Genomic DNA, 9803 nt, shown 5'->3' on the forward strand with positions numbered 1-9803 from the left:
CCCTGCGGCCCGCAACCGGGCGTCGGCGTACTGGTCGTACACCTGGCTGCGGCGTTCGATGAAGGCGATGATCTGCGCCTCGCGCTCGGCCTCGCGGGCCTGCTCCGCCTCGGCACGACGCGCCCGCACCGCGGCCTGGCGGCGCGCTCGGGCCACGGCCACACGGCGCTCGGCGTCGGCCTTGGCGGCCTCGCGCAGCAGTGCCATGTGCCCGACCAACAGCAGGACCGGCGGGGCGACGACCCACCACGGCCCCAGACCGAAGGCGACCGCCACGACGGTGCCGACGTTCAGCAGGGTCAGCACGGTGGTGCGACGGCGCCGACGGGCGATGACGCGGGCGCGCGGCTCGTGGCCCGGACGGACCCGCCCCTGGACCTCGGGGCGCTCCGCCTCCGTCGGCCGCTCGTCGGCGCCGTCGTCGGCGCCGTCGTCGACGCTGACGGCGGGACGGGGGATCACCTGGGTCTCGGTGAGGTCCGGGCTCCCCTCGTCGCCTGAGGCGTCCTCGGCGGAGTCGTCGGCCTCGGCCGTCTCGACGTCGTCGTCCTCACGGCGGGCGTCCTCCGGGACGGTGTCCACGGAGTCCTTCCGCAGCAGCATCGGAACCAGGACGATGAGCCAGACCACCACGATGGCCAGGTACAGAGGAGAGCTGCTCATCACCCCTCCTCACGATGACGGCCACTGAACGTTGGTCGACACTTCGTCGACACCGCTCCGCGTGTGGCTGGACGTACTCCCGGAAGTAGAGACGTCCTCCGGCTGGACATCGTTCCTGGCCCTCGTCGGACCGGGGTCGATTCCCGTACGGCAAATCCACGCGTAGCCCGCATCGTCAATGCGTCTATGTTCCGCACGGTACGACCCCGTGTCCATAAATGCGCCACATTCCGACCGGAGTGTCGCAAGATTGTGGACCCTCAGTTTCGGTCGTCACACCCTCCAGAACGAAAGACCAGGCCAGACGGCGACTGCGGAGAGCAGCGCCAATTCAACGCAAAGTAATGAATCATTGTGCTTAAAGAGGGGTTTAAGATCCCGACGCATCCGTGATGGTGCCATGTTCACGGTGATCCGGGGCGCGGACTCGCCGGGTCCCACGGATCACCGCCGCCGTTCGGGCCTTGTGGCCCCAATGCGGAACCAGAGCCGGAACCCCCTTCCTCCGGTGGACCGGAAGGGCCTCCGTCGTACCAGCGGCGCAGCACGCCCCGGGGCACCTCCTCCGCCGTGAGGGCGTAGCAGATGTGGTCCCGCCACGCGCCGTCGATGTGCAACTGGCGTCTGCGAACCCCCTCGTCCCGGAAGCCCAGTTTGGTGGCCACCCGTCTGCTGGCGCGGTTCTCGGGGCGGATGTTGGCCTCGATCCGGTGGAGTCCGACAGTGAAGAACGAGTGGTCGACGGCGAGGGCGACGGCGGTCGGGGTGATGCCGCGCCCCGCGTGGCCGCTGTCCACCCAGTAGCCGACCTGCGCCGACCTGGCCGACCCCCACACGATGGCTCCCACGGTGAGCTGGCCCACGAAGGCGCCCTCGTAGGTGATCGCCCACGGCATCGACAAGCCCGCCCTGGCCTCGCGCCGGATCGCCTGGAGCATGGCCACGTAGGGCGCGAGCCCGGTGGTGCGCAGCGGCATCTCCGGGTAGGTGGGCTCCCAGGGCCGCAACCACTCGGCGTTGCGCGCCCGGGTGTCCCGGAGCACGGGGGCGTCGCGAAGCCGCAGAGGGCGAAGAGCGATCGGCCCCTCCTGAAGGGTGACGGGCCACCCCTGTCTGCGGTTCACGTCCGTCCTTCCGAGCCCTCCGGACCGCCCTGCGCGGTCGCGCCTTCCAGCCCTCGGCGCTCGTGCGCGCCCGGAGCCGGTGACGCCCTCCAGTATTCCACTCCGTGGGCGTGAGGTGGCGGGCGTCACCCCCACCGCACGAGAATCGGCCGTTTCCAAACTCCATTCACTCCAGCACCGAAAACCGGCACCGGGTCAAGGAATTGCCTCGCCCCGGAATGCCCCCGATGTGATTCCGGTCATTGTCCGGTGTCATTCGGACGAAGGGTGGTCCCCGCCACACAGCTGGTCGATCGCGTGGCCCAGAACCGGCTCCAGCACGTCCATCCCGTCGCGGACTCCCCCCCTGGACCCGGGCAGGTTCACCACGATCGCGCGGTGACCGGAACGTTCGGCGACACCCGCCAGCCCCCGCGAGAGCACGGCGGCGGGCACGCCCCGGTCCCGCCCCGCAGCGCGCAAGGCCTCGGCAATCCCGGGGATCTCCAGGGTCAGGAGCGGGCGCGTCACCTCGGGAGTGAGGTCCTGCGGGGTGAGGCCGGTGCCCCCGGTGGTCAGCACGGCGTCCACGCCCTCGTCGAGCGCGCGCTCGATCGCCTCGGCGACCGCGGAGCCGTCCGGTACCACCCAGGGCCCCACGACCGCGCAGCCCATGGACCGCAGCCGCTCCGCGATCACCGGCCCGGAACGGTCCGGATACACGCCGCTGGCGGCCCGGTTGGACGCCGTCACCACCGCGACCCGGCGCACGGGATCACTCACCGCGCCTCCAGTGCCCCTTCTTGCCGCCGGTCTTCTCCTCGACCCGTACCCGGGTCACCTCGGCCTCGGGGTCGATCGCCTTCACCATGTCGACCAGACCGAGCGCGGCGGTCATCACACAGGTGAGCGCCTCCATCTCGACCCCGGTGCGGTCGGCGGTGCGCACCGTGGCGCTGACGTCCACCCCGTCGTCCACCACCGTGAGGTCCACGTCCACGCCGTGCACGGCGATGGGGTGGCACAGCGGGACGAGGTCGGGGGTGCGCTTGGCGCCCTGGATGCCCGCGATCCGCGCGACCGCGAGGGCGTCGCCCTTGGGCACGGCGCCGTCACGCAGGGCGGCGACGGTCTCCGGACTGAGCAGGACGCGCCCGGTGGCCGTGGCGGAACGGGCGCTGACGTCCTTGGCGGAGACGTCCACCATGCGCGCGGAACCGGACTCGTCGAGGTGCGTGAGGCCTGAGGGGTGCGCCTCCGGCCGTGGGGTGTCGGTCATCGCTGTGGAGCCACTCATCGTCTCGTGCGGGCACGCTGCCGCCCGGATCGGTCGACCGCGGGGACACGGGGTGCCGAGTCCCACGATGACCGTACTCCCCCGCGAGGACACACGGACCGCGTCCGTCGAGTGTGGTCCGTGGTCGCCCGCACCGGCCCGGACGCCCGCCCCTGGCACGCGCCCGGCGAACCAGAGGAAGGCGGACGTACGGCCTTCCCGGCCGGACCCCCGCCCTGCGGACCGGGGCCCGCCGACCTCAGTACCGGGGCAGGACGAGGACCTCCGCCAGGTCTCCGGCGGCCAGCGCGACGGCCTGCTCCGGCACCACCAGGAGCGCGTTGGCGTCGGCGAGCGCGGACAGCTGGTGCGAACCCTGCCGCACCGCCGGGGCGACGGTCGGCACCGGGTCCTGGGCGGTGGGCTCGGACAGTACGGCACGCAGGTAGGAGCGCCGCCCCTCGGGCGAACCCACCTCGGTGGCCAACCGTGCCCGCACGCTCGGCAGCGGAGTCGGGGGCAGGCCGCGCAGCCTGCGCAGCACGGGCCGGACGAACAGGTGGAACGAGACGAAGGCGCTCACCGGGTTGCCGGGCAGCGTGAGGATCGGGGTGGCGTCCGGGCCGATGGTGCCGAACCCCTGGGGCTTGCCCGGCTGCATCGCCACCTGGGTGAACTCCACGGTTCCCTTCGTGGAGAGCACCTCCTTGACCACGTCGTAGGCCCCCATGCTCACTCCGCCGGTGGTCACCACGACGTCGGCGCGCACCAGGAGGCCCTCCAGCGTGTCCCAGACGGCGGCCGGGTCGTCGCCGACGAAGCCGTGGCGGTAGACCTCGCAGCCCTCGTCCCTGGCGGCGGCGGCCAGCATGTGACTGTTGGACTCGTAGATCTGCCCGGGCCCGAGAGGGCGTCCGGGCTCCACCAGCTCCTCGCCCGTGGAGAGCACCACCACGCGCGGCCGGGGCCGCACCGGAACCGAGCGGCGCCCGACCGCGGCCAGCACCCCCATCTCCCCCGCGCCGACCCGGACCCCCGCCCCCAGTACGGTCGCGCCCTCGTGGACGTCCTCGCCCCGGCGCCGCACGAAGGAGCCCGGTCGCGCGGGGCGGTCGACGGACACCTCCACGGTGCCGCCGTCGGTCCACTCCACCGGGACCACGGCGTCGGCGCCCTCGGGCATGGGGGCCCCGGTCATGATCCGGGCGCACAGCCCGGGCCGGATCGCCGTTGGGCTCGCGTCGCCCGCCGGGATGTCGGCCACCACGGGGAGCCGGACCGGGTGCGCGGCCGAGGCGTCGGCCAGGTCGGCGGCGTGTACCGCGTAGCCGTCCATCGACGAGTTGTCGAAGCCCGGCAGGGACACCGGGGAGACGACCGGCTCGGCGAGCACCGTCCCGTGGGCCCGCAGCAGGTCGAGCTCGGTCGGTTCGGGCACGGCGACCAGGCCCAGGAGGTCGGAGATGTGCTGTTCGACGCTCTTCATGAGGTCCTTCCGGGTCGCGGACGCGCTGGAGGTGCCGCCCCGTCGCCGAGGGGCACCGGACCCATTGTGGCCACCTCCGCCCCCGGGCGCCCGGACCCCGCGACGGGACGGGTACGGGCCCGCCCCGCAACGATCAGCCCCGGAGCCGCTCCTGGCGGTCCAGGAACTCCCTCAGCCAGGGCAGGAGCTCGTCCGCGAGGTCCGGGCGCCCGCAGGCGAACTCGACCACGGTGCGGATGTACTCGGCCTTGTTCCCGGTGTCGTAGCGGTTCCCGCGCAGCAGCACACCGTGCACGCCGCCGCCCCGCTCGGCCGGGATACGCGCCAGGTCCTTGAGGGCGTCGGTCAGCTGGATCTCCCCGCCCCGGCCGGGAGGGGTGTCGTGCAGGACCGGGAAGACCGCCGGGTCGCACACGTAGCGGCCGATGATCGCCCACCGGCTGGGCGCCTGGTCCGGGGAGGGCTTCTCGACCAGGTCGGTGACGGTGACGACGTCGTCTTCGTCGGTGGTCTCCACCGCCGCGCAGCCGTAGAGCGAAACCTGCTCGGGCTCCACCTCCATGAGCGCGACGACGCTGCCGCCCCTGGCCTGGCGCACCTCGATCATGCGGCGGAGCAGGTCGGCGGACTCGATGAGGTCGTCGCCGAGGAGCACCGCGAAGGGGTTGTCGCCGACGTGGGCCTCCGCGCACAGCACGGCGTGTCCCAGCCCCCGGGGCTCGCCCTGGCGGACGTAGTGCACCTGGGCGAGGTCGCTGGACTCGCGGACCGACCTGAGCTTGTCGTCCTCGCCCTTGGCCGCGAGCGCCTCCTCCAGCTCGTAGGCGCGGTCGAAGTGGTCCTCGATGGAGCGTTTGCTGCGCCCGGTGATCATGAGCACGTCGCTGAGCCCGGCTTCGACGGCCTCCTCCACGACGTACTGGATCGCGGGCTTGTCCACGATCGGCAGCATCTCCTTGGGGGTGGCCTTGGTGGCGGGAAGGAAGCGGGTGCCCAGCCCGGCCGCCGGTACGACCGCCTTGGTCACGGCGGCGTCGGTACGGGGTCGCTTCTGATCGGTGTCGGCGCTCATGAACGGCACTTTAGGACAGACAACCCCGGTTACGTGGCCTGATACCGCCCCGTGGCCGAGAAGTCCCCGCTGTTTCGGGCGAACGCGTGGAAACCGCAACCGGGTGTTCACCCCCTCGGGGAACCCGGCTCCGGGTGCCACACTGGACCCCATGGCTGCCACGAACGACCCCGAACGCGCCGCCAAGCGCGCGCTGCGCACCCGTCTGCTCGCCGAGCGGCGGGAGCGGAGCCAGCGTGAGCGCGACCGCGCGGGTTCGGCGATCCGCGACGCCCTCCTGGGGCTGCCGCGGCTGGCCGCGGCCGGGACCGTCGCCTGCTACTACTCCGTGGGAGGCGAGCCCGGCACCCGGGAGCTGGTGGACGCCCTGCGCGGGCGGGGCACGCGGGTGCTCCTCCCGGTCTTCCTTCCCGACGGGTCGCTGGACTGGGCGGACTACGACGGCCCGGCCGGTCTCGCCCCCGCCGGGCACGGGCTGCTGGAGCCGACCGGTCGGCGGTACGGGGTCGGGGCGCTGGACCGCGCCGAAGCGGTGGTGTGCCCGGCCGTGGCCGTGGACCGGCGCGGGACGCGGATGGGGCGCGGCGCGGGCTGCTACGACCGCGCGCTGCCGCTCCGGGGTCCGAGCACTCCGGCGATCGCCGTGGTGCACGACGAGGAGTTCGTGGACCTGCTGCCCTCGGAGGCGCACGACCGCCCGGTGGACGCGGTGGTGACCCCCGGCGGCGGGCTGCGGGTGTTCGATCCGGAATCGGCCGTCTGGACCGGCGACCACCCGGGGTGACCCGGCCCGCACGGGGATTAAGGCACCCGGGCGCGGCGTTATGGCTGGCGGTCGTGTCCCGGACGGGCCCCCGGTACGCGCGTCCCCTCCCCACCGGCCCGGAGCCGCCCCGCTCACGCGGGGGCGCCCGGGACACGGACGGCGAGGGGCTGTCGCGGCGGCGGTCGGCGAACGCGTACTATTTAGCAGTCGACGGGTGTGAGTGCCAGCAAGGAGGACCCGGAACAGTGCCTACGTACCAGTACGCGTGCACCGCGTGTGACGCCCAGATGGAGGTCGTGCAGAGCTTCAGCGACGACTCGCTGACGGTCTGCCCCGAGTGCGAGGGACGCCTGCGCAAGGTGTACTCCGCGGTCGGCATCGTCTTCAAGGGTTCGGGCTTCTACCGCACCGACAGCGGCAAGTCCACCACGAACAGCTCCGCCCTGACCGGCTCCAACTCCGCCGACGGCGGCACCGAGGCCAAGAGCGACAAGGCCGCCGAGCCCGCCAAGGCCTCCTCCGACTCCGGCGCGGCCGCCCCCGCCGCCTCGACCGCGGGTGCCGGCACCGGCGGCGACTCGTCGAGCGGCAAGAGCACCAGCGGCAGCACCGCCGCCGCCAGCAGCTGAGCCACCCACCGTTGACCGTGGCAGCGCCGCCGAGACCCCTCGGCGGCGCTTTCGTCCTTCCTGGGGGGCTTCGAGCGCAGTGAGCGCGGCGGCGGCCCGGGGGCCGAGGCTCCGAACGCGTGTCGGCACGGCCGCTGACCGCGCGGGGGAGCCACCCGCACCGGAGCGTGAACGCGCCGGAATCCCCCCTGTGGACAACCCCTCGGACCGCCCCCGGCCCGCCTAGCGTTGGAGGCATGACCCCCTCCCCGCCCCCGTACCGGCACCGGAGCGGCCCGCTCCGCCTGCTCGACCGCCACCGGCGCCTCGTCGCCTCGCTGCTGACCGCCCTGGCCGTACTCTGCGCCGTCCTGGTGCTGCGGCCCCCTCCCGAGCCCGTCACCCGGGTCCTGGCCGCGGCCCGGGACCTCGACGCCAGCGCGCCGCTGTCCGAGGACGACCTCGTCCCCCTGGCGCTGGCCGGGCGCGCCGCGCCCGACGGGGCCCTGTCCCCCGGCGACCGGGCCGCCGGGATGTCGCTGAACGCCCCGGTGCGCCGGGGCGAGGTGCTCACCGACGCGCGCCTGAGCGACCCCCCGGCGCTCCCCTACGGCGCCGACATGGTCGCGGTGCCGGTGCGTGTGGCCGACCCCGGGATGGTGGGACTGCTCTCCCCCGGCAGACGGGTGGACGTCCTGGCCGCCGCCGGAGCCGCCGGGGCCGATCCGTTCGGCGGGCCGACCGCCCGGTCCGGGCCCGCCGTCGAGGTGGTCGGCGACCGCCCGGTCCTGTCCGTTCCCGACGAGGAGGGCGGCGGCGGGGAGGGCGGCGCACTGGTCGTCATCGCCGCGACCAGGGAGGAGGCCCGGGCCCTGGCCGGGCACGCGCCCTCCTCGCGCCTGTCTGTCACCATTCGCGGTTGACCGATGACCAGGGGTGGTGAAAGCTGTCCGGGCGCCGTTCGGCGCGTTCACCACTCACGATCACGTAGGGCAGTTCCATGGAAGGCTTCAAGAAGTTCCTGCTCCAGGGAAACCTGGTGCAGCTGGCGGTCGCGGTCGTCATCGGCTCCGTCTTCGCCGGGCTCATCTCGGCCCTGACCGAAGGGTTCATCACCCCGCTCCTGGGGATCTTCGGCGGCGTCCCCACCTTCGGGGACCTCTACTTCGAGATCAACGGCAGTCGGTTCCTGTACGGGGCGTTCGTCGACGCCCTGGTGTCGTTCCTGATCACCGCAGCGGTGCTCTACTTCCTCGTGGTGCTGCCCATGGGCAAGCTGATGGAGAAGTTCATCAAGGCGGAGGAGGCCACCACCCGCGAGTGCCCGCACTGCGTCACGGAGATCAGCAAGAAGGCCAGCAAGTGCCCCCACTGCACCAGTGAGGTCACCCCGGAGACCGTCGCCTAGGGTTCCGGGACGCCCCGGCGGGCCCCGACCAGCCCCCGGACACGCGGGAGGGCGGCCCCCACGGGACCGCCCTCCGGGTCGTGCGTCGTACCGGCCAAACAAGCCCTAACCCTTGTACTCCCAGTGCCAGGGCTCGAAGGGGCTCGACTTGGCCCAGGCCGGGTGAATCCAGTTGTACTTGGCGCCGTTGGTCTCCATCCAGTTCCACCGCTCGGACCGGAAGTTCTGGATGCCGCACCCGAGGTCGATCGCCTCGCCCAGACCGTGGTTACTGGTGCCCGGGATCGCCGCGAAGCCGGGCGGCTGCTCGGCGTACACGCGGTGCTGGTTGGGCAGGTCGCGGTAGGCGCTGGTGATGCAGATGTTCTCGCCGAACTCCTCGACGTACTCCACGTTCAGCTGGAGGAACTCGACGGCCGCGTCGGCGCGCAGGAACTTGTCGTCGTAGAGCGAGCAGAGCGCCTCCTGCGGGAGCAGGCCGTTGGGGTAGCCGCCCGCGTTCGACGCCTTGCTCGGGTCGCAGTCGGCCGCCGCCATGTACGCCTCGGGGTCCAGCCCCCGCGACTCCAGTTCGTCGGTGAGCTCGTTCATGCTCGTCTCGGACTGCTCCCGCAACGAGTCCACCTCTGCCGCGAGCTCCGCCTGCTCCAGCTGCGTGAACGTCTGGAGCTCCTGCGCCTCGCCGGCGAGTTCCACCTGGTCCTCGCGCAGGTTGGTGGCGTCCTGGATGAGCGCCTGGTTGTCCTCGGACAGCTTGGCCGCGTAGGACTGCGTCTGGAGGTCCTCGTCGAGGTCTCCCGCGGCGAGGATGCCGATGACGCCCGCGTCGGGCTGCTGGTACATGGTGCTGGCCAGCCGCGCGAGCGGTTCCCGCATCTCGTTGAGGTCGCCCTCGATCTGCTGGAGCTCGTGGAGCGTGGAGATCAGGTCCTCCTGCGCCGCCTCCAGCTCGTCCTGGCGCTTGACGTACTCGTCGGTGGCCTTCTCCAGGGCTTCGGCGGCGTTCTCGGCGCGCTCACGGAGGTCCTCCAGGCTCGCCTCGGCTGGCGGGGCGACGGTCACCGACCCGGGAACGACGAACAGGGACGTGACCAGCATGAGTGTCAGCGCCTGCGCGATCCGGACCCGGTGGTGTGCCCCCAGGGCGGTCAGCACCCCGCTACCCGGTACGCGGGACCTACGCCGCGCCGACTCGGAAGTGAACGGCACGAATGATCCTCCGGCTGCATTTTCCTCGAACACCTACTCGTGGCCGCAAGGCAACGTACTACATGTCCACATGCGGTCACACTGGACCGTACGGCCCCGCGGCCGTACCAGCGGACGGTCGGCCACCGTCCTCCCGGCCGTCTCACCGGGCCTTTGGAAGAAGACCTGGTCGTCGGGGTGCGGTGCTCCCTCGCACCCGCCCGCCCAGAGTG

The 9803-nt window shown here is 72.5% G+C and carries 11 protein-coding genes; 4 read left to right on the forward strand and 7 right to left on the reverse strand.

The features are described from left to right. The 6 genes from ABZ635_RS26655 to galU all read right to left on the reverse strand — a co-directional run. Nucleotides 1-663 (reverse strand): hypothetical protein (locus tag ABZ635_RS26655; protein ID WP_357769955.1); only part of this gene is annotated, 663 nt, incomplete at its 3' end. A 404-nt stretch (nt 664-1067) separates the two neighbouring features. Beyond that, nucleotides 1068-1787 carry a GNAT family protein gene (locus ABZ635_RS26660; RefSeq protein WP_357769956.1) on the reverse strand — a complete coding sequence of 240 codons (720 nt, stop codon included), beginning with the start codon at nt 1785-1787 and terminating at the stop codon, nt 1068-1070. Between the two features lie 252 nt (nt 1788-2039). Continuing rightward, nucleotides 2040-2549 (reverse strand): MogA/MoaB family molybdenum cofactor biosynthesis protein, encoded by a 510-nt coding sequence (locus ABZ635_RS26665; protein WP_357769957.1) that lies wholly within the window; start codon nt 2547-2549, stop codon nt 2040-2042. Further along, on the reverse strand, nt 2542-3045 hold the full coding sequence (gene moaC, locus ABZ635_RS26670; RefSeq protein WP_357769958.1) for a cyclic pyranopterin monophosphate synthase MoaC: 504 nt from the start codon (nt 3043-3045) through the stop codon (nt 2542-2544). Before moaC ends, ABZ635_RS26665 begins: the two co-directional genes overlap by 8 nt. Before the next feature lie 256 nt (nt 3046-3301). Next, on the reverse strand, nt 3302-4528 hold the full coding sequence (gene glp, locus ABZ635_RS26675; protein ID WP_357769960.1) for a gephyrin-like molybdotransferase Glp: 1227 nt from the start codon (nt 4526-4528) through the stop codon (nt 3302-3304). 133 nt (nt 4529-4661) lie between these two features. Next, nucleotides 4662-5600: a UTP--glucose-1-phosphate uridylyltransferase GalU gene (gene galU, locus ABZ635_RS26680; RefSeq protein ID WP_357769961.1), complete on the reverse strand. Its 939-nt coding sequence runs from the start codon at nt 5598-5600 to the stop codon at nt 4662-4664. A gap of 151 nt (nt 5601-5751) precedes the next feature. Here galU and ABZ635_RS26685 point away from each other — a divergent pair, with 151 nt between their 5' ends. The 4 genes from ABZ635_RS26685 (at nt 5752) to ABZ635_RS26700 (ending at nt 8382) form a co-directional block, all read left to right on the forward strand. Continuing rightward, a complete protein-coding gene (locus ABZ635_RS26685; protein WP_357769962.1) occupies nt 5752-6384 on the forward strand; it encodes a 5-formyltetrahydrofolate cyclo-ligase in 633 nt (210 codons plus the stop codon). A 227-nt stretch (nt 6385-6611) separates the two neighbouring features. Then, complete coding sequence (locus tag ABZ635_RS26690) at nt 6612-6995, forward strand: FmdB family zinc ribbon protein (protein ID WP_357769964.1); 384 nt, start codon at nt 6612-6614, stop codon at nt 6993-6995. 236 nt (nt 6996-7231) lie between these two features. Continuing rightward, nucleotides 7232-7897 carry a Flp pilus assembly protein CpaB gene (locus ABZ635_RS26695; protein WP_357769966.1) on the forward strand — a complete coding sequence of 222 codons (666 nt, stop codon included), beginning with the start codon at nt 7232-7234 and terminating at the stop codon, nt 7895-7897. 77 nt (nt 7898-7974) lie between these two features. Then, nucleotides 7975-8382, forward strand: a complete 408-nt coding sequence (locus tag ABZ635_RS26700) for an MscL family protein (protein ID WP_357769968.1) — start codon at nt 7975-7977, stop codon at nt 8380-8382. A 105-nt stretch (nt 8383-8487) separates the two neighbouring features. Here ABZ635_RS26700 and ABZ635_RS26705 read toward each other — a convergent pair whose 3' ends face one another. Continuing rightward, nucleotides 8488-9591 carry a D-alanyl-D-alanine carboxypeptidase family protein gene (locus ABZ635_RS26705; protein ID WP_357769969.1) on the reverse strand — a complete coding sequence of 368 codons (1104 nt, stop codon included), beginning with the start codon at nt 9589-9591 and terminating at the stop codon, nt 8488-8490. Between the last annotated feature and the right edge of the window lie 212 nt (nt 9592-9803).

This window comes from Nocardiopsis sp. NPDC007018, from assembly GCF_040635075.1.
Lineage (GTDB): Bacteria > Actinomycetota > Actinomycetes > Streptosporangiales > Streptosporangiaceae > Nocardiopsis.

Coding starts and splice junctions, on each gene's coding strand:
- ABZ635_RS26700 (WP_357769968.1), top strand. CDS start 7,975: ATGGAAGGCTTCAAGAAGTTCCTGCTCCAGGGAAACCTGGTGCAGCTG.
- glp (WP_357769960.1), bottom strand. CDS start 4,528: ATGAAGAGCGTCGAACAGCACATCTCCGACCTCCTGGGCCTGGTCGCC.
- moaC (WP_357769958.1), bottom strand. CDS start 3,045: ATGACCGACACCCCACGGCCGGAGGCGCACCCCTCAGGCCTCACGCAC.
- galU (WP_357769961.1), bottom strand. CDS start 5,600: ATGAGCGCCGACACCGATCAGAAGCGACCCCGTACCGACGCCGCCGTG.
- ABZ635_RS26685 (WP_357769962.1), top strand. CDS start 5,752: ATGGCTGCCACGAACGACCCCGAACGCGCCGCCAAGCGCGCGCTGCGC.
- ABZ635_RS26695 (WP_357769966.1), top strand. CDS start 7,232: ATGACCCCCTCCCCGCCCCCGTACCGGCACCGGAGCGGCCCGCTCCGC.